The 18,153-nt window shown below is 53.8% G+C and carries 17 protein-coding genes and 1 tRNA gene; 5 read left to right on the top strand and 13 right to left on the bottom strand.

Annotation, left to right across the window (positions count from 1 at the left end; genetic code table 11):
- The first annotated feature begins 231 nt into the window (after positions 1-231).
- Complete coding sequence (locus tag QZX60_RS07560; protein ID WP_295363206.1) at positions 232-975, top strand: TVP38/TMEM64 family protein; 744 nt, start codon at positions 232-234, stop codon at positions 973-975.
- Positions 976-1,061: 86 nt separating this feature from the next.
- Here QZX60_RS07560 and QZX60_RS07555 read toward each other — a convergent pair whose 3' ends face one another.
- Both QZX60_RS07555 and QZX60_RS07550 read right to left on the bottom strand, forming a co-directional pair.
- Complete coding sequence (locus QZX60_RS07555; protein WP_295363203.1) at positions 1,062-1,577, bottom strand: hypothetical protein; 516 nt, start codon at positions 1,575-1,577, stop codon at positions 1,062-1,064.
- Between the two features lie 21 nt (positions 1,578-1,598).
- Positions 1,599-3,971 carry an HAD-IC family P-type ATPase gene (locus QZX60_RS07550; RefSeq protein ID WP_295363200.1) on the bottom strand — a complete coding sequence of 791 codons (2,373 nt, stop codon included), beginning with the start codon at positions 3,969-3,971 and terminating at the stop codon, positions 1,599-1,601.
- A gap of 97 nt (positions 3,972-4,068) precedes the next feature.
- Between QZX60_RS07550 and QZX60_RS07545 the strand changes: the two genes are divergently transcribed.
- Both QZX60_RS07545 and QZX60_RS07540 read left to right on the top strand, forming a co-directional pair.
- A complete protein-coding gene (locus tag QZX60_RS07545) occupies positions 4,069-4,824 on the top strand; it encodes a type I 3-dehydroquinate dehydratase (RefSeq protein ID WP_295363197.1) in 756 nt (251 codons plus the stop codon).
- A gap of 54 nt (positions 4,825-4,878) precedes the next feature.
- Positions 4,879-5,454, top strand: a complete 576-nt coding sequence (locus tag QZX60_RS07540; RefSeq protein WP_295363194.1) for a shikimate kinase — start codon at positions 4,879-4,881, stop codon at positions 5,452-5,454.
- Between the two features lie 58 nt (positions 5,455-5,512).
- Here QZX60_RS07540 and QZX60_RS07535 read toward each other — a convergent pair.
- The 5 genes from QZX60_RS07535 to QZX60_RS07515 all read right to left on the bottom strand — a co-directional run bounded on the left by QZX60_RS07535 (position 5,513) and on the right by QZX60_RS07515 (position 10,178).
- Positions 5,513-5,599 (bottom strand) — tRNA-Leu (locus QZX60_RS07535).
- 108 nt (positions 5,600-5,707) lie between these two features.
- Positions 5,708-7,051, bottom strand: a complete 1,344-nt coding sequence (locus tag QZX60_RS07530) for a cation:proton antiporter (protein WP_295363191.1) — start codon at positions 7,049-7,051, stop codon at positions 5,708-5,710.
- Positions 7,052-7,084: 33 nt separating this feature from the next.
- On the bottom strand, positions 7,085-8,410 hold the full coding sequence (locus QZX60_RS07525) for a ClC family H(+)/Cl(-) exchange transporter (protein ID WP_295363188.1): 1,326 nt from the start codon (positions 8,408-8,410) through the stop codon (positions 7,085-7,087).
- A gap of 169 nt (positions 8,411-8,579) precedes the next feature.
- Complete coding sequence (locus QZX60_RS07520; RefSeq protein WP_295363185.1) at positions 8,580-9,725, bottom strand: aldo/keto reductase; 1,146 nt, start codon at positions 9,723-9,725, stop codon at positions 8,580-8,582.
- A gap of 15 nt (positions 9,726-9,740) precedes the next feature.
- Entirely contained in the window at positions 9,741-10,178 is a 438-nt protein-coding gene (locus QZX60_RS07515; protein ID WP_295363182.1) for a PaaI family thioesterase, read from the bottom strand.
- Positions 10,179-10,263: 85 nt separating this feature from the next.
- Here QZX60_RS07515 and QZX60_RS07510 point away from each other — a divergent pair, with 85 nt between their 5' ends.
- A complete protein-coding gene (locus QZX60_RS07510) occupies positions 10,264-10,932 on the top strand; it encodes an HAD family phosphatase (RefSeq protein WP_295363179.1) in 669 nt (222 codons plus the stop codon).
- Here the strand turns inward: QZX60_RS07510 and QZX60_RS07505 are convergent.
- The 5 genes from QZX60_RS07505 to QZX60_RS07485 form a co-directional block, all read right to left on the bottom strand.
- Positions 10,929-11,597, bottom strand: a complete 669-nt coding sequence (locus tag QZX60_RS07505) for a GDSL-type esterase/lipase family protein (protein WP_295363177.1) — start codon at positions 11,595-11,597, stop codon at positions 10,929-10,931. The genes QZX60_RS07510 and QZX60_RS07505 overlap by 4 nt on opposite strands.
- Positions 11,598-11,613: 16 nt before the next feature.
- Positions 11,614-12,144 (bottom strand): macro domain-containing protein, encoded by a 531-nt coding sequence (locus QZX60_RS07500; protein ID WP_295363174.1) that lies wholly within the window; start codon positions 12,142-12,144, stop codon positions 11,614-11,616.
- 113 nt (positions 12,145-12,257) lie between these two features.
- Positions 12,258-13,307 carry an NUDIX domain-containing protein gene (locus QZX60_RS07495; protein WP_295363171.1) on the bottom strand — a complete coding sequence of 350 codons (1,050 nt, stop codon included), beginning with the start codon at positions 13,305-13,307 and terminating at the stop codon, positions 12,258-12,260.
- A 12-nt stretch (positions 13,308-13,319) separates the two neighbouring features.
- The gene (gene mnmA, locus QZX60_RS07490) at positions 13,320-14,429 is read right to left on the bottom strand and encodes a tRNA 2-thiouridine(34) synthase MnmA (RefSeq protein WP_295363168.1); all 1,110 of its coding nucleotides are present in this window, start codon (positions 14,427-14,429) and stop codon (positions 13,320-13,322) included.
- Between the two features lie 18 nt (positions 14,430-14,447).
- Positions 14,448-15,050: an HdeD family acid-resistance protein gene (locus QZX60_RS07485; protein WP_295363165.1), complete on the bottom strand. Its 603-nt coding sequence runs from the start codon at positions 15,048-15,050 to the stop codon at positions 14,448-14,450.
- Between the two features lie 116 nt (positions 15,051-15,166).
- On the opposite strand from QZX60_RS07485, the gene pepD reads away from it, so the two are divergent.
- Positions 15,167-16,627, top strand: coding sequence for a beta-Ala-His dipeptidase (gene pepD / locus QZX60_RS07480; protein WP_295363162.1), 1,461 nt, complete (start codon positions 15,167-15,169; stop codon positions 16,625-16,627).
- 66 nt (positions 16,628-16,693) lie between these two features.
- Here the strand turns inward: pepD and QZX60_RS07475 are convergent, their stop codons facing one another.
- A complete protein-coding gene (locus tag QZX60_RS07475; protein WP_295363160.1) occupies positions 16,694-18,145 on the bottom strand; it encodes a tripartite tricarboxylate transporter TctB family protein in 1,452 nt (483 codons plus the stop codon).
- Positions 18,146-18,153: the final 8 nt, after the last annotated feature.

The raw sequence follows: 18,153 nt of genomic DNA, 5'->3' as shown, positions 1-18,153 counted from the left end.
AAGTCAGTGCAATGCCATTTGTGCTGACTTCCCTGTCAAGAAAACGGATTCTTTTCACGTTAGTCAGTTTAATTATAAATGGCCTGGACGATTCCGTCAATCCAGCGCCGTTTATTTTTCGCCTTGGCTTGACAATCCTTAAAGGATTGAGATATTATAATGAATATTTATATTTGGTTGATCTAGACTTTACAAATTAGATAAAAACATCATATTTTAAAGGATGCGCGTATGAATCATTCGTTCAAGTCTTTTTTACAAAGGCATTGGAAAAATCTTGTCGTGATCGCAGCCTTCGCCGTTTTTATCTGGACGATTTATATCGCGTTCGGCAATGCCGCAAAATCCTTCCCGATGCTGGTTAAACTGCTGCAAAAGGGAGATGAAAAAGAAATCGCCGCCTATCTCTCGAAGCAGGGCCGGTGGCGCGGATACCTCACGATTATTCTCTTCTCAATTATCCAGGTGATCAGCATCGTTTTCCCTGGTATGGCCATTCAGGTCGCCGCGGGACTGATTTATAAATGGTGGGTTGCTTTTATTTTGTGCTACGTCGGTTTCGTCGCCGGCAACTGCATGGTCTTCGTCTTCGCCAGACGAGTCGGCAGCCGTCTCTCGGAAAAAACGGCCGTGAGCCGCAAATTTTCGGGATGGTTTCAAAAAAAGGCCGAAAGCAGCTGGATTATGAGCAAAATCAATTCAGCTAATCCCGAATTTGTGTTCGGTATGGCCTGTCTCATTCCCGGCATTCCCAATGGCATCATCCCGTACATCGCCTCGTCGACGACCATTTCCGCCATCGGATTTGGCGCAGCCGTCGCCGCGACCAGCTGGATTCAAATTATCTTAAACTGTCTGGCCGGATCCTTTTTAATCCGCGGGCAATTCGGATTCGTCGTCCTTTCCTTTGCCGCCCAGATCGCATTGATTCTCTTCATGCTCTGGAAACGGGACTGGTTTTTATCGAAAATGTAATAAGGAAATATTAAAAAAGAGCTTTCCCAAGGCGTCAAACCGACACCTTTCGGAAAGCTCTTATTTTTTTATGCGGATTTTATTTTTCAATCTTCTTCGATGGTCTTCAGCGACACCGCAAAGGTGTTGTCCGAAAAGTCGCGGTCTAAATCGTCGAAGCACGCGTCGTAAAACTGCTTCATAACCCAAATTTCCGGCACCTTCTGAACGACATCAGACAGATCTTCTTTTTCAGTCAGCATCAGCTTGCTCGAATCGCCCTGAGCGAAATCCGCCAGCGCGTTCTGCGTCGCAATCCGCATGACAGTCGCCATGAACACCTGGGCGCTGTTCCAGTCGACCACGTGATAATCCGGAGCATCCCCTAAATTTTCCAGCGTCTGCATCACGCCGGTGATGTCGTATTCAAGGTTTGGATCCACGCCCACTTCGAGAGTGTAGCGATTTTGATTCATGCTGCTGTAATGTTTGTCGAGGGGTGACGCTTCGAGGGTCTTGGGATCGACCTGCCCCTTGCTTTCCAATTCCTCTTTTTCTTCGTCAGATTTCGCAATGACACACATTTTCAAAAGTGCGTCTGCCGATGGTCCAATCATTTTCATTATCTATGCCTCCCTTTTTCTTTATTTAAAATTTTCATAAGCGATGGTTTCCTTGCCCGTCCGTTTCGCGGCCAGGTGGTCGATGAAGATAAAGAACTTCGTCAAAACCTGCATACACGGCACCGTTGCGACCGCAAAGAGCACGAACAGCATCACACATTTAACCGAAACGAACTGAATATCAAACAGCGAATTCATTGTCACTGCCAAAACGACGAGTCCGGCAATACAGCCTGCGATGACGATGCCGCGGAACGGATTGAGCGGCTTCGAGATATTGTACAGGATGATGAAGCCGACAATGGCCAGCAGAAATGTCGAAGCCACCGAAATATCTCTGGTGGCGACACCAAAGGTCTGTCCGAAAACAACCATCGCGGCGATCATGAAGAAGTCCGTCAGCGCGGCCGGCATGGCCCGGAGCATGACCCGCTGGATGAAATGCCCCTCGATGCGCCGATTGTTGGGTTCCATCGCGAGGAAGAACGCCGGGATACCGATGTTGAACATCGACACCAGCGAGATCTGCGACGGCGTCAGCGGGTATTTGATAATACTGACGATCGTGAAGATCGAAAGTAAAAACGAAAAGATGTTCTTCACCAAAAACAGCGTCGCGGAGCGCTCGATGTTGTTGATGACCCGCCGCCCTTCCGAGACTATCTGGGGCATATGGGAAAAATCAGAGTCAAGCAATGCGACCTGTGCCGCCTGAACAGCCGCCTCTGAGCCAGACGCCATCGCGATGGAACAGTCCGAATCCTTCATCGCGAGGATATCGTTGACGCCGTCGCCCGTCATCGCCACGGTGTGGCCCTGAGCCTGCAGTGCGTGGACGATCTCGCGCTTTTGTTCCGGCGTCACCCGGCCAAACACCGTCGTAGTTTTAACGGCGTCGTCAATATCCTGTTTAGAATTCAGCGTCTGGGCGTTGACGTAGTGATCCGCGCCGGCAATGCCCGCCCGTTTGGCGACCTCCGACACCGTCACCGGGTTGTCCCCGGAAATCACCTTGACTGCCACGCCCTGGCTCGCAAAGTATTTAAAGGTTTCTGCCGCGTTTTCTCGGATCGGATTCTGGAGCATCACGAAAAATATCGGATCGACATCGCATTGATCCAGACCATTTTCCGGAATGGTGCCCGCGTTTTCAATTTGTCCGAACACAACGACGCGATACCCTTTAGCCGCGTAATGGTTGACTTCATCCTGATACAGATTGAAATGGCGCTTCAGTACGATTTCGGGCGCGCCGAGCACAAAAACGCCTTCTCTGAAACGCACGGCCGAATATTTGTAGCGCGACGAAAAGGGCAGCGTCTCAATCGCGTCTGCACCTTTTGTTTCGCCGAAATAATCGATCATCGCCTCGGAGGTCGCGTTGCTGTCGTCGAGGGCGCCTAAATATCGGCTTACCAAATCCCCCGCGCGCTCCATCTGCGCCCGGTTCATCTGCCGCACCGGCACGGCGTCGGCGACGAGCATTGCGTTGTCCGTAATCGTTCCGGTCTTGTCGACGCAGACCACGTCGACCCGCGCCAGCGACTCGATGCTCTTCATATCGTGAAGCATGACCTGCTTGCGGGCCAGGCGCATCGCTGACACCGCCAGCGTCACCGAAAGCAAGAGGTAGAGCCCTTCCGGAATCATGCCGATGACTGCGGCGACCATCGACGGTACCGCACTGGTGAAGGAGCTGCCCGCCGTGCCAATGCTCTGGTAAAGCAGCAGGATCCCGATGGGAATGATCACAATCCCAGCGAGTTTGACGATCCCGTCGATGGCGCGCACCATTTCGGAGCGGTCGTCGGTTTCGACGGCCTTGGCCTTTAGCGTCAGCTTGTTGATGTAGGCGTCGGCGCCGACGTGGGTCAGCCGCGCCGCGCATTTCCCCGACACCACGAACGAGCCGGACATCAGCTCATCGCCGGGCTGTTTTGTGATTTCGTCGGCTTCCCCGGTCAATAACGCTTCGTTTACCGCGATCTCGCCGGAGATCACTTCGGCGTCCGCCGGAATCTGTGTGCCGCCTTCCAGCACCACCACATCACCCAGCACCAATTGTTCCGTGCGCATTTTCTTCGGCCTGCCGTCGCGGTACACGACCGACACCGGGGCGTTCATAATCGTCAGCTTGTCCAGCACCTTTTTCGCTTGAATCTCCTGAATGATCCCAATTAACGTATTCGCAATGATCACTGGCAGAAAAGTCAGCGAATTCCAGGCGCCGCTCACAATTAAAAGCAAAGCCAATACGACGAAAATCAAGTTGAAGTAGGTCAGCGTATTTTCCTTGACGATCTGTTTGACGGTTTTAGCTGACTTGGCAACCTGCGTATTGCCCTTGCCGTCAGCCATTAATTGCGCAGCCTGCTTCGACGATAAACCTGTCATTTGACTTGCCTCCTCCCGCGCTGTACGTGATGCTTGTAAATTCGTTTTTATTATAGCACAACTTGAAAATTTAACCGATGAAGCGTAAACTTAAATTATGAAATCTTTAAGTCAATCCTTTATTTTAGAGCCTTATACTTTCGCGCTCTGTATCCCAATCGGTCCCACTCAGAAAGACGCACTGTCCGATTACGCCGAACAGGCCGCGGCTTTAAAGCCCGATCTGATCGAATGGCGCCGGGACGCCCTCGGCATGATGACAGACGACGAACAGGCCGCGTGTCTCGACGCACTGGCCGAAAAACAAGTTCCGATTCTCTACACCTTCCGGAGCTTTGAAGAAGGCGGCGCCTGTGCCGAGGCCGACGAAGCCGTCCGCAGCCACGCGGCATTGAAGGCGCTCGCACACCAGGCCGTCGCCTACATCGACGCTGAAGCCGGCAATTCTGAAAAAGTCATCAAAACCCTTCGCAAGGAAGCTCACAAACAGGATAAACGGCTGATTCTGTCCTACCACAATTTCAAGAAAACGCTGAAGCCCAAGGCTTTTAAGCAAAAGCTCTACGACATCGCTGAGCTGGGCCCCGACGTCATCAAAGTCGCCATGTGGGCCGAAGATAAAAGCGACATTCTGCAGTCGGCCTCTGTTCTGCTCCGCTTTCTCCAGAAAGGACATTGGAAAAAGCCGATCATTTTCATCATGATGGGCGAACCCGGCAAGCTGCTGCGCATCGCACCGGAATACTTCGGCGGCAGCCTGACCTACGCGGCATTATCTGAATCCGACGCCACAGCGCCTGGACAGCTTACGCCCGACGCGATCCGTCATTTCAGAAAAGACTTGCACCTTTAAGCCTTCTTCGGTATTATCAATAGAAAACTTATCAAAATAGGAGGCTACTCAATCATGACCATGCCAAAAAATATTGCTTTGATCGGCTACATGGGTGTCGGCAAAACCACGGTCGGACGGGCGTTATCCCACGAGCTCCACTACGGCTTCTACGACACCGACGCGATCATCGCTCAAACCGCCGGCAAAACCATTGAAAACATTTTTAAAGAAGACGGCGAACCGGCTTTCCGAAAAATGGAAACCCAGACTTTAAAGGACATTTTGGACACGTCCAACCCGAAGGGCTGTGTCATCGCCTGCGGCGGCGGCCTGCCCCTTTCTGAAGAAAACCAGAAGCTGTTAAAGGACAACTGCTTCACCGTTGAGCTGATCTGCGCCGACGACGTCCTCGCAGACCGTCTCGAAAAAGACGAAAATAACGTGCGCCCACTGCTCGCTGACGCGCCGACCCACGAAGAACTTCTCAAAAAAATCGGCGTTATGAAACTCAAACGCAAAGCGTATTACGACGCCGCGTCAGACATTAAAACCGAAACCGACGTGCTTTCCCTTGAAGATGTGATCGATTCGATTTCCATATTCGCCGAAATGTGGCAGGACCGCCAGGAACGCATCGCGCAGTCGTAAATTTTTACAACAAAAAAAGTGCTTTTGAAAATTTCAGAAGCACTTTTATTTTTTAATCTGGTGCCGAAGGTGGGATTCGAACCCACACGGTATCGCTACCAACGGATTTTGAGTCCGCCAAGTCTGCCAATTCCATCACTTCGGCACTGCTGACTAGATTATAATAACAAAGAACCATCAAAAAAGCAAGGGTTTTTTTAAACCTCGTCAAAAAACTCCGACTACAGAGCCGGAGTTTTTGACGTTAACGATCTTAATTTTCTTTGTCTGAATCCTTGGCATCGTCTGGAAGACCATTTCCGCTTTCCTGCATCGCATTGATGTTTTCGTAGGTTCGCGCCAGATTGTTTTCCACATCTATATGATCTACATCGACTGCTGCAGCCTGCGCAGCCAGTCCCTGGGGCGTGTATTTCATCGTTCGGGCAAATACAGATTTAAGCATGATCGGCGTGACGATTGTCGTAATGATGACAACCAGAATAACCGGTCCGATAAAGGCATTAGAAATCAGTCCAAGGGACTGGCCCTTGCTTGCAACGATCAAAGCCACTTCTCCTCTGGAAATCATCCCGACGCCGATGCGCAGACTTTGATATTTTTTGTAATGGCAAACCAGCGCGCCAGCGCCGCAGCCGATGATTTTCGTCACAATGGCGACCACCACAAGAATGACCGAGAACATAACCACCGTTGCGTTCATTGACGGCAGATCCACTTCCAAACCGATACTCGCGAAGAAAATCGGTGAGAGGTAGAGATAAGAGAGCGTGCTGAATCGATTGGCCACGTATTCGCGTTTGGGCGTCATTGAGATGACTAACCCCGCAATAAAAGCCCCTGTAATATCGGCTACGCCAAAGAATTTTTCAGCGCAGTAGGAAATCAGCAGGCAAAAAACGAAAGCGATGATCGTGTGGCGTCTCAGGCCCTTTTCCGATTTCTGCGTCCACCAGCGGAAAAATTTCAGGAAGAAGAAACCCGCTACACCGGCAAAGACGAAAAAGCCGACGATCTTGAGCAGCACCATCACAATCGACACCGACGTATCCGCCATAGACGTCACAATCGTCAATGCAATAATGCCGAGCACGTCGTCGATGATCGCAGCGCCGAGAATTGCATTGCCCGAATGGGTGTTGAGTTTGCCGATTTCCTTAAGGGTTTCGACGGTGATGGAAACCGAAGTCGCCGTCAGAATGACCCCGATGAACAGGTTCTGCAGGTACAACGGCGCCGACAGACCCGAGCTCATCATTCCCGGCCGGTTGAAGTACTTCGCAACGAAATACCCGCCGATCAGCGGCACAATGACACCGATCAGCGCAATGACAAAAGATGCTTTCCCCGTTCGCTTCAATTCTTGAACATCCGTTTCAAGCCCTGCGGTGAACATCAGTACAATCACACCGATTTCCGCTGAATCTTTAATAAACTGCGTTTCGGAAATGACATTGAGCATTGCCGGTCCTAAAATCAGTCCAGCCAAAAGCGCGCCAACCACCTGCGGCATTTGGACCCGCTTAGTTAAAAGGCCCAATACCTTTGTCGACAATAGTATGAGTGCCAAATCTAAGAGAAACTTATAGCCTTGCATCACTTACCTCCATTTGTCTTTCTTGAATTGTCTTTATTCGCTGATGATGTGATGCTGAATCAGCAAATTCTGCATCCCAGCTTCGTACATGGGTTCTGTTTTCATCATCGACGAGACGACCTCGGCTACGGTGACAACAATACCGAAATAAATTAAATGACTGAAACTGCCGGTCAATTCACACGCCAGTGCAACAGCCGTCAGCGGCGTTCTCACAATCGCCGCAAAGTATCCGGCCATGGCGAGGATGACAAAGTTATTAATCAACATGGCGTCCAGGCCGAGAACGCGCACAGCCAAATGGCCGTACAGCCCGCCGACGAAAGCGCCTAACACGATCATCGGCGCCAGTGACCCGCCTGGCGATTTTGAAGTGAAGCACAGCATCGAATATGCAAATTTCACGACCAGCAGCAGCGCGATCATCCGCACCGCGATCTGGCCCTGAACCAGCTGTTCCAAAATCAAATGGCCGTCACCGAGCACGCCTGGAAGCGTCAGCCCGAGCACCCCCGCCAATAAAAAGGGGACGATCGGTTCGGTGTTTTCAGGAAGGGGCAGCTTGTCGTAGAATTTCTGCGCGAGCTGCATCGACCGATAAAAGATCTGACCCGTCACACCGCAGATCACGCCGAGGGCAATCACGAAGCCCACCGTCGAAAGGGGCAGAAACAGATCGAGGGGCACAGAGAATACCGGACTCATTCCGAAAAAGACCTTCGACACAAAATCCGCCGTGACCGACGCGATCAGCGCAGTGAACAGCAGATTCACCGAATATTCCGCGTTGAAGGTTTCAAGGGCGAACATCACGCCAGTCAGCGGACAGTTAAAAGCCGCGGACAGCCCAGCGCTCGCACCGCAGGTGATCAGATAATGTTCCGCCTTCTTGCCGCGATGAGTCAGTCTGGAAAGGCCCTTCCCAGCCATTGCGCCGAGCTGTACCGACGGTCCTTCCCGGCCAAGAGACAGCCCGCCGGCCATCGACAGAAGGCAGCCGACAAATTTGCCGACGAGCACCTTGACCCAGTTCATGTCGAAATAGCCCTGCACCTCGCCGCGCACCTCCGCAATGCCGGAACCGGCCGTGAAGGGCTCCCAGGTGATTACCTTTCGCACGAGAAAGGCCAGCGCCGCGAGCATGATGAAATACATCACAATGAGCGGAACGTTCGTGACGTGGGCCAGAATATAGGCCTGGCCGCCCTGGAACAATGTGCTCGCGAACCGATAGATGATCGATACGCCGCCTGCCACCAGTCCGACGAGAAGGCCGCCTGCCGTGCTTTTCAGGATCAGTCCTCTGCGATAGCGCCCTTTAGGCGGCACCAATGTGGGTTTTCTTCTTCCCGTCGGCATTGCTTCACCTCCGTTTTTTCACTTTTCATAGTTTACCACAATTCACAATAATTGTTTATTCTTTATCAAAAATTCACTGCATTTTCTCTGAATATTGTACCCTTATGCTGTAAAAAAACAAGCCCCAAAACTGGAGCTTGTGACAATTTTTGCGATGTTGACCCCGCGCTTAGGCCCTGTCATTTTGAAGCAGCTCGTCGTTAAACTGCTTCATCACTTCGGAAATCTTGATATTCTGCGGGCAGACTTTTTCACAGCTGTGGCAGGCGATGCAGTCGCAGGGCAGGTGCCCTTCGCCCATCGTCGACAGGCGCATCGGCGCAATGAAGCCACCGCCTGTAAAATGCTGTTCGTTGTAGAGTTCGATGAGCTTCGGAATGTCGAGCCCCTTCGGGCAGTGGTCGACGCAGTAATGGCATGCCGTGCAGGGAACCTCTTCCTTTTCGATCATTTCCCGCGCGATTTGCTGAAGAGTCTGCCATTCTTCTTCGTTTAACGGTTTTTCGTCGGAAAAAATCGCGCAGTTGCGTTCCAGCTGACCCAGGGTGCTCATCCCGGAGAGGACGATGTCGACTTCAGGAATGGTCTGCAGAAAACGGAATCCCCATTCTGCCGCCGAAACGCCTGGGCGCAGCGCGTCAAGCTTAGACATGGCTTCGTCTGACAGCTGAGCCAGCTTGCCGCCGCGCAGCGGTTCCATGACCCAAATCGGCAGGTCGTATTCCCGGGCCAGTTCAACCTTTTTCTTCGCGCCCTGGAAGGTCCAGTCGATCCAGTTCAGCTGAATCTGCATGAATTCCATGTCGTCCCCGTACGCTTCGAGGAAGCGTTTCAGCGTCGGCAGCTCGCCGTGAGCCGAAAAGCCCAAATGGCGGATCCGGCCGATGCGGCGCTGTTCCACCAAATAATCCCGGATGCCGTATTGAGGATCTAAATAATAATCAATATTGCTTTCGTTGACGTTGTGGAATAAATAAAAATCGAAGTATTTCGTCTGGCATTTTTTCAGCTGTTCTTCAAAAATTTCGCGGACCTTCGGAAAATTGCTCGTGTCGTATCCTGGAAATTTCGACGCCAGAAAATAGCTGTCTCTGGGATAGTTGATCAGCACATTGCCAAAAAATTTTTCGGATTTTCCGTGATGGTAGCCCCAGGCCGTGTCGAAATAATTGATGCCCGAGCGAATCGCGGAGTCGACCATTTCGGCTCCCTTCAGGCCATCGATCCGGGCGTCATCGCCGTCAATGACCGGCAGGCGCATGCCGCCGAATCCCAATGCCGATAAGGAAACATTTTGAAAATTTCGATATAACATATTCTTCCTCTTCTTTCAGTATCTCATTTTCATTTTCGCGTAGTCAAACAGGCCGCAAGCGAGTTCAGTGCCCTTTTCGTCGTAAATGCTGATATCCACGACGACAATACGCTTGCCTGCCTTCTTTTCTTTCGCGACAGCCTTCAATTTTTTGCAGTTGATGGCCGGGCGCATGAACTGCAGATCGCCGCTCAACGTGCTCACCCGGTGCCCGTGGGACGACGCGCAGGCGCCGCCAGCATTGTCTGCCAAGGTGTAGAGGCAGCCGCCGTGCACGGAATGATTCAAGTTTAAGTGCTTCGGCTCAATGACGAGCTCGGTTTCCGCGTAACCTTCTTCGATGACGGTGCCCTGAATTCCCATTTGGACGGAAAATAAATTCTCCTTATTTCGAATTTCGAGAATTCTCCTCAATTCATTGATATCGGGTTTATTTTCTTCAAGTGTTTTCATGATGGTAACCTACTCTATTGTGTTTTTTTCTGATAAACTGTATGTGTATACCTTACCGCAAAAGTTCAAGAAAAAAAAGGAAATCATGAAAAAGAAAATAAATTTAAACTGTTTCACCGGCGCGATTCTGGACGTGGACGGCACGCTCCTCGACTCGATGCCCATTTGGTACGACGCCGGTGCCCGTGTGCTGACCGCCCTTGGCGTCACACCGGAGCCCGGTCTTGGAGATCTTTTGTTTAATATGACCCTCGATCAGAGCAGCGCCTATTTGAAGACGCACTACCACTTAACGCTATCTATCGAAGAAATTCAGCAGGCGATTTTAGATGAAATCGCGGCCTTTTACCGCAACACCGCGCCGCTCAAGCCCGGGGCTCTGGCTTTTGTGCGCACCCTTTCCGCGCAGATGCCCCTCGCGGTGGCTTCCGTCGGCGACCGCGCGCTGATCCGCGCCGCCTTTTCCCGGCTGAATATTTTAGACTGCTTTTCGGCGGTTCTCACCGACCAAGACCCGGAAATCCGCGCCGGCAAATCCTCACCGAAAATTTTTCTCACCGCTGCCGACGTCCTTCATTCAAAGCCGGCTTCGACCCTTGTCGTCGAGGACAACCTGACGGCGGTCACGACGGCCCACACCGCGGGCTTTCCGACGCTTGCGGTCTACGACCCGGCCAATCGAGAGGACTGGCCGGAAATTGCGCGCATCGCGGACACCGCTGTCCCCTCATTTGAGGCACTCACTCTTGCTTAAATCCACGCCAAGGCATCCTGAGCCATCGCCTGCCCCAGCTGCCGCTGGCTTTCCTCGGTCAGATGGATATAATCGACCTGGCCCGCCTCTGCCACTTCGCCCGCGTCGAAAAAGCGGACGTTTTTCTTTTCAGCCAGCTCGCGGTACGCCGCTCTGAGCTTCCGGCTTTTCTTCGCAAAGCCGTCGAGGGTCGTCTCACCAAGCGTTGCGCAGTAACCGCTTAAAAAGGTGTCGGCCGGCACGTCCAGCTCTCTGCCGATCTGCGGCGGCGCCATCAAAAGAATTTGCGGCGCCTCCGCCCACCAATTGGAGTCGGCAGCTTCGTCGATCAAATCCGCCATTCGGCCGACCACGCGTTCAATCGAATCCGGTCTCAGGCAGTCGTTGCTGCCCAGCATGACGAACAGCCAGTCGAAGGGCGCGTACCCGCGCATAGACGTCGTGAACAAATCTACGCCGTGGCCGTAATAATCCGGGTAAAGCACCGTCGAGAGCGTCCGCCCAGGAAAACCGGCGTTGACGACGTCCACATCCTTCCCCGCGGCGGTAAGTGCCTCCGCCATCACCTCAGGCCACCGGTGCGCCTCGTCGTAGCGGCCGCTGCCGCCCATTCTCGGATCGTACCCGTAGGTATTTGAATCCCCATAACAGATGATTTTCGTCATTGTTCTGTCCTTTATCTCAATACGGATGATCCATTAAATACTGCCAATAGGCTTCGTAGACGACTGGGATAATGCCGATGACAAACACGATAATCGAATAATCCGGATTGAGCTTGAGCCAGCCTCGAATAGTTTCAATGGCCAATGGCGCCGCCTTTTCAATCGGGAAATCCCCGCCGCCGCAGCTGATGGCCGGAATGACCACCTGATGGATGTCTTTTTCCTTGACCAGCTCGAGAATGTTGATATAGCATGCGGCCAAATCCTTGAGGTCCTGAGGCTTACCCGTATACTGCGGGCCGACCGTAAAGATGATATGTTCCGCATCGCTTTGATAGCCGTCGGTCATCGCGACCTCGCCCACGTCCAGATGCCCGATTTTGCGGCAGGCCTCGACGAGCTTTCTCCCGCCGGCTTTCTGCACCGCCTGGTCGGTCAGGCCCTTGCCCGAAAGTTCAGGGTCAGTGGGATCAACGATGCAGGGCACGGCCAATTCCGCCACGCTGCCGCGGCGGACGACGATTCTGCCAATAGGATTCTTTTTCATTTCTACCGCCACCTTTCCATTTCAATTCTTCATCTTCATTATATTTAATTCTTCATCTTCATTATACGAGAATCGGCTGCGGCTTTCTGCTAAAGTCTTTGCCAATTCCCGTATTATTTCATCATATTGCGCTTTTTCAGCGCTTCCGCCACCATATCGAACTCGTCGACGTAGATGCAGTTGGGAATGCGGCCGTCCCGGATGCCGGCTGCCGCTTCGTCGAAATCGAACCATTTGACCGATGCCACCTCTGACGCCTGAAGTTTGAGATCTTCGATATCGAAAGGCTTCGTGCACAGATACACGGTGCTCAGTTCCTGGTCGACAAAGGGCTTGCCGTGAAAATGCGCCGAAAACCCAGCGCGGTGTCGGCCGATTTCCACAAGATCGGACGCCGTGATCTTCAGGCCGAGCTCCTCGCCAACCTCGCGCAGCGCCGAGGACAGCGGCGTGTCGCCGGCCGAAATGTGTCCAGCCGAGGAAATATCGTAGCAGCCCGGGTTGGAATCCTTGCAGGCCGCCCGCTTCTGGAGGAGCACCTGCCATTTGCCGTGATGGCGGCGCAGCATCCAGATGTGCACCGTCCCGTGGAGGCTGCCATCCCGATGGCAGACGCCCCGTTCCCGGACGACACCCGTCGGCCGGCCATCTTCGTCCAGCACGTCGAACAATTCGAGGGGATGACCGTCCTGAACCGCTTCGACAAGTCCGCCATTGCCGTCGTACACCAGCTTGAGCGAAAAAAATGCCGGATCCTCTAAAATCAATCGGAAAAAGATCCGGTCGCCTTCCCAGAGATTGAGCTTCAAGACCTGATCCTTGTCGACCCATTCGAGCACCCCTTCATCGCAGGGATGGGGCGTCCCGGTAAATGCGTCCGAGGTGAACAGGTGCATGTATTCCGTTACGCCGTCGCCGGAGACAAAGGTCACAATGCCTTGAAAGCGCCAGCGCTTCAACGTCAGGCCCGTTTCCTCCCACACCTCGCGCAGCAAGCATTCTTCAGGGCTTTCGTCGGCCTCGAAATGACCGCCGACGCCAATCCACTTGCCGTGGTTGACGTCGTGGTCTTTTTTCACGCGGTGGAGCATCAGAATTTTATGTGTCGCAGGGTCCTCAATGTAAACGAGGGTCGACAGACTTGTGCGGATGTCTTTTGTCATCGCCGCCTCCGATCAATGGGTTTGGACGCGGCCGTCGAGCTTGGTAATCGCGTCGATGGTACCACCGCCGAGGCAGATCTCGCCGTCGTAGAGCACCACTTCCTGGCCCGGCGTCACAGCGCGCTGAGGCTTGTCGAAGCGGACCTCGATGTGGGTCGCGTCGACGACATTGACCTCGACACCTTGGTCCGGCTGACGGTATCTGAACTTCGCCTGGCATTTGAACTGTTTAGCCTCCGGCGGCACGTCGGCGACCCAGCTCATTTTCGACGCGGTCAGTGCCTTCGAGTAGAGTGCTGGGTGATCGTCGCCCTGCACGACGTAGAGCGTATTGGTCGCTAAATCCTTTTCGACAACGAACCAGGGCTCACCCGTCCCCTGTCCGCCGATGCCGAGGCCGCGGCGCTGCCCCAGTGTGTAATACATCAGCCCGTTATGATGGCCCTTGACGTTGCCGTCCAAGTCCTTGATCTCGCCGGGCTCGTTGGCCATGTACTGGTGGAGGAACTGGCCGAAATTGCGTTCGCCGATGAAACAGATCCCGGTGGAATCCTTTTTCCCGGCTGTCGACAAATCGTATTCTTCCGCGAGGCGGCGCACCTCCCGTTTGTCGAGATCGCCGATTGGGAACAGCGTCTTCGACAGCTGCGCCTGCCCGAGCTGGCAGAGAAAATAAGTCTGATCCTTGTTGCCGTCCGCCCCCTTGAGCATTTCGTAGCGGCCGGTCGCTTCGTTTTTCCGAATCTGCGCGTAATGTCCAGTTGCGAGCTTGTCCGCGCCCGCCACCTTCATCGCGTAGTCGAGAAAGGCCTTGAACTTGATTTCCTTGTTGCACAAAACGTCTGGATTCGGCGTCCGGCCGCGCTTGTATTCCTCTAAGAAATCCTGAAAGACCCGCTCCTGATATTCCTTTTCGAAATTTACCGTATAATAGGGAATACCAATTTTTTCACAGACGCGGCGCACATCCTCGTAATCCTCGGTCGCAGTGCAGACACCGTTTTCGTCCGTTTCGTCCCAATTTTTCATAAAAATACCGATCACGTCGTGTCCGGCCTGCTTCAGCAGCAGCGCCGCGACAGACGAATCGACTCCGCCGGACATCCCGACTACTATTTTCATAATACACTCACTCCTGTCTTATTCAATCGTGTAATCGTCGTAGCCCTTTTCTTCTTCGGCAATTTTCTTTTCAGTTTTGTGCATTTCACTGGAACGATTCAGCAGGTAACCGCCGAAAATGATGATCATCACGGCGAACACCAGCACGAGCGCGTCAGCGGTGTGCCCCGGACTGATCCCGGCGAAAAGCCCGAAGGCGATCAGCAGAATTCCAACGACGGTGCGGCTCGTCAGGTGCTGCGGACCGCGGTTTTGAACGAGCATGCCGATCCCGGAAATAAACGCCCAAATCGCAACCAAAAAAATGAAGATACTTAAGAAGAAGCCCGGCATCAGTGCCAGGAAAAAGCCGAGAATCAAATTTACAAAGGCCTGCCCTGAAATCAGCACGCCGGCAATCGGATCGCGCAGGCTTAAAATCAGATAGAAAAAGCCGACGATCAGCCGTTCAATCCCGACGATCCGGATGAGGATGGTCAGCGTCCGAAAGCCTGGTACCGCCGCGATCACGATCCCGACGACGATCATCAAAATCCCTTCGATGAGCATCATCCACCAATGACCAAACAAACGGTCAAAAAAGCTTAAGTTCTGCTTTTGATCTTTATTTTTTGAAAACATTGAATTTCTCCCATAAATTAAATTTCCTTTATTATATGAAAAATATGGGGTAAAAGCAAGCGGACGCCTGCCGCATTTGATATAATGGCCGCAATGACTTGAAGGGAGGGATCAACATGTCTGATCCACTTAAAAATTTACAGCCTGAACATTTATTTAAGCATTTCAAAGCGATTGCGGATATTCCCCACGGCTCTTATCATACAGAAAAGCTCTCGAACGCCATTTTGGCCTTTGCCGAAGAAAAACACCTGAACGCCGAACGGGACGACGTCGGCAACGTCGTTATCACCGTCCCGGCCACCCCTGGCCACGAGGACGCGGCACCGGTCATTCTCCAGGGCCATCTCGATATGGTCACGGTGGCCAAGCCCGGCGTGATTCACGATTTTGACATCGATCCGATCACCCTTGTGCTCAAGGGCGACGACCTCTACGCCGACGGCACCACCCTCGGCGCCGACGACGGCGCGGGTGTGGCCATGGCGCTGGCGCTGCTCGACGAGCCGGATTTCGTCCACCCGAAGCTCTACCTCGTCTTCACGACAGAAGAGGAAGTCGGCATGGACGGGGCTTACGCGTTGGACTATCAGCAGTTTGCCGACGCCAAATCCATGATCAACCTCGACTCTGAGGACGAAGGCACGGCAACCGTCGGCTGCGCCGGCGGCACCCACATGAAGAGCACGCTGCCGATCCGCCGCGTAAAGGCCAAGGGCCTTGCCGCGGTGCTGAGTGTTTCGGGTCTGGCCGGCGGCCATTCCGGCGACGAAATCGACCAATTCGGCTTGAACGCGGTCAAGGTGCTCGCCGACGCGCTCTGTGCCATCGCCAAGGACGTCGATTTCTCCATCGTCGACTTAAAAGGCGGCGAACGGGACAACGCGATTCCAACCTCGGCCGAAGCCACCCTGCTCATCGCGCCGAGCGAACGCGTGACCCTCGATCAGACCGTCAACGCGCTGCAGCACACCTTTCGCGCCATCGCCGGAAAACGGGATCAGGGCATGACCCTCGCTCTCGATTTTCCTCAGGCCGACGCGGTTGAAGCGTCTGTCCTCGACCCCGATTCCGAAGCCCGCGTGCTCGGCGCCCTTTCCGCAGCGCCAACCGGCGTCGTCGCGATGGACCGCTCTGTCCCCGGCGCAGTCAATACTTCTCTGAACCTCGGCGTCGCCGCGACTTCCGACAAGGCACTGTCCCTCGTCTTCCTCATCCGAAGCGACCACGACACCGCCAGAGACATGCTCTGCGGACGGGTGACTCGGCTGATCGACCTCCTCGGCGGCACCACTGGCGCGCCCAGCTCCTACCCGGCGTGGCCGGCAAGAGAGACCTCTCCCCTGCTGGACACGATGTCCGCCATTTGGCAGGCCCAGACTGGCAAAGCCCTTACGCCGATGGTTATCCACGGCGGTCTCGAATGCGCCCTCTTTGCCCACGCCCTTCCGGACCTCGACATTGTCTCCATCGGCCCAGACAACATCGACATCCACACGGCCAACGAACACATGTCGATTCCGTCATTTAAACGGACCTACGCGTTTTTGAAGGCAGCTGTCGAAGCGCTGTCGTAAAATCACAGCATCCCCGCAATAAAAAATCTCCAATCTCTGAGTTGAGCTCAGAGGTTGGAGATTTTTTTACGGCACAAGATTGGAGACCCAATTGTTAAGCTGGCTGACAGCCTGCTCCAGCACGGTGTTGCTGCTGCTGTCCGCCGAATTTGTAGTGGAATCAGTGGTGGAATCAGAGGTCGTCGAATCGGTACTGTTTGACGTATCCGTTGAATCCGAGCTGGTATCCGGCGTGTTCTGGACGTTGCTGCCGGTGGACTGGCTCGTCCGGCTCCGCAGACTTGTAAAGGTATCGCGGTTGATGCCGGTGTTCACGCCGAGAAAACCGAGCCAAACGAACAGAAAATACAAAAGGCCGATGGCCGTCGCAAGCACGCGTTTGCCGCCGGTCCAACGTCTGTAATGCCAGATCAAATACAGGCCCAGCGGCGGGAAGACCGCGAGCATCAAAAGTAAAAACCAGGTCTTTTCTGTCAACGCCTCCCATTTTTCTTTGAAGGTTTGAGGGGCCGCAGGCTCAAGGGCTTCATCGTCGTCCGCGTAGCCGTCGTCGTAGCCTTCGGCATCGGTGTAGCCGTCATCGTAATCGCCGTAAGCCCCGTTGGCGTAGTCATCCTCGTAGGCGCCGTCTTCCCCATCGTACACGGTGTCATCCGTGTAACCGTCATCGTAAGGGGCATCGTCGTAATCCTCCGGCGCATAAACGTCGCCCGTTTCGTACAGTGCGTCCTCCGACTGCGTGTTACCCTCTGGCGCTTCATCGCCGTAATCGACGGGATCGATCTCCGCTGTCGGCTCTTTATCATAATTGTCCGCATAATCGTCCGAGTAACCGTCGTCGTAGCCTTCGGTATCAGCGTAGCTGTCATCGTAATCGTCGTACACCGCGTCATCATCGTAGGTCGTGTCAAAGGCGGTGTCGTCAGCTGTTGGAACGTCGTTCTGTGCGTGAGCGGCATCCCCCATTGAAAGTTGGCGGTCTCTCGCCCGCTCGAAGGGGCTTTTCGCAATGCGGGTGGCGTCCGGATCGAAGGGTTCCTCTCGGTACGCGTCTGGCGCGATCCGCGTGGCGTCAGGTCCTGGCGTCTGCGCCATTTGTTCCTCCTGGGAGGCCTGACGGCGGGCTGCCTGCGCCTTGCGGTAAGCCTGATCGAAGGCGCTCTGGCCGCTGTGCGAGGCTGCCGCACTCGCATTGCTCTGCGGCGTGTGCTGTGCGCGGCTGCTCTGAGCCTGTCCAGCGTTTGGATTGACGTTAGGCCGAACGCTCAGCATCGCCTCGGTCACACAGGATTTAAACCACCGGAGCACCTCCTTCGAGGTGGATTCGATGTGCAGATAAACCCGGCCGGGCCCTTTTTCTGACAAATCAATTAGAATATCGTCAGCGCCGTACTCGGCCAAGATGAGCCGACGGTGGTTGCGCACGCGGATTCGGGTGAAGTCCCCATTCTGCAGCGCTTCAACACAGCCCTCGGACCATTGTGCCAATTCACCGGGTGCGGAAAGATTCTCTATCATGGTTGCCC

Source organism: uncultured Pseudoramibacter sp. (genome assembly GCF_903789625.1).
Lineage (GTDB): Bacteria > Bacillota > Clostridia > Eubacteriales > Eubacteriaceae > Pseudoramibacter > Pseudoramibacter fermentans.
The sequence above is the reverse complement of the archived record's forward strand: the minus strand, read 5'-3'. Positions and strand labels throughout refer to the sequence as shown.

Bases quoted from the DNA above. Each gene is read 5' to 3' on its own strand.
- QZX60_RS07485 (WP_295363165.1), bottom strand. From the start codon at position 15,050: ATGTTTTCAAAAAATAAAGATCAAAAGCAGAACTTAAGCTTTTTTGAC.
- QZX60_RS07550 (WP_295363200.1), bottom strand. From the start codon at position 3,971: ATGACAGGTTTATCGTCGAAGCAGGCTGCGCAATTAATGGCTGACGGC.
- QZX60_RS07555 (WP_295363203.1), bottom strand. From the start codon at position 1,577: ATGAAAATGATTGGACCATCGGCAGACGCACTTTTGAAAATGTGTGTC.
- QZX60_RS07505 (WP_295363177.1), bottom strand. From the start codon at position 11,597: ATGACGAAAATCATCTGTTATGGGGATTCAAATACCTACGGGTACGAT.
- QZX60_RS07515 (WP_295363182.1), bottom strand. From the start codon at position 10,178: ATGAAAACACTTGAAGAAAATAAACCCGATATCAATGAATTGAGGAGA.
- mnmA (WP_295363168.1), bottom strand. From the start codon at position 14,429: ATGAAAATAGTAGTCGGGATGTCCGGCGGAGTCGATTCGTCTGTCGCG.
- pepD (WP_295363162.1), top strand. From the start codon at position 15,167: ATGTCTGATCCACTTAAAAATTTACAGCCTGAACATTTATTTAAGCAT.
- QZX60_RS07525 (WP_295363188.1), bottom strand. From the start codon at position 8,410: ATGCCGACGGGAAGAAGAAAACCCACATTGGTGCCGCCTAAAGGGCGC.
- QZX60_RS07545 (WP_295363197.1), top strand. From the start codon at position 4,069: ATGAAATCTTTAAGTCAATCCTTTATTTTAGAGCCTTATACTTTCGCG.
- QZX60_RS07520 (WP_295363185.1), bottom strand. From the start codon at position 9,725: ATGTTATATCGAAATTTTCAAAATGTTTCCTTATCGGCATTGGGATTC.
- QZX60_RS07530 (WP_295363191.1), bottom strand. From the start codon at position 7,051: ATGCAAGGCTATAAGTTTCTCTTAGATTTGGCACTCATACTATTGTCG.
- QZX60_RS07540 (WP_295363194.1), top strand. From the start codon at position 4,879: ATGACCATGCCAAAAAATATTGCTTTGATCGGCTACATGGGTGTCGGC.
- QZX60_RS07475 (WP_295363160.1), bottom strand. From the start codon at position 18,145: ATGATAGAGAATCTTTCCGCACCCGGTGAATTGGCACAATGGTCCGAG.
- QZX60_RS07495 (WP_295363171.1), bottom strand. From the start codon at position 13,307: ATGACAAAAGACATCCGCACAAGTCTGTCGACCCTCGTTTACATTGAG.
- QZX60_RS07560 (WP_295363206.1), top strand. From the start codon at position 232: ATGAATCATTCGTTCAAGTCTTTTTTACAAAGGCATTGGAAAAATCTT.
- QZX60_RS07510 (WP_295363179.1), top strand. From the start codon at position 10,264: ATGAAAAAGAAAATAAATTTAAACTGTTTCACCGGCGCGATTCTGGAC.
- QZX60_RS07500 (WP_295363174.1), bottom strand. From the start codon at position 12,144: ATGAAAAAGAATCCTATTGGCAGAATCGTCGTCCGCCGCGGCAGCGTG.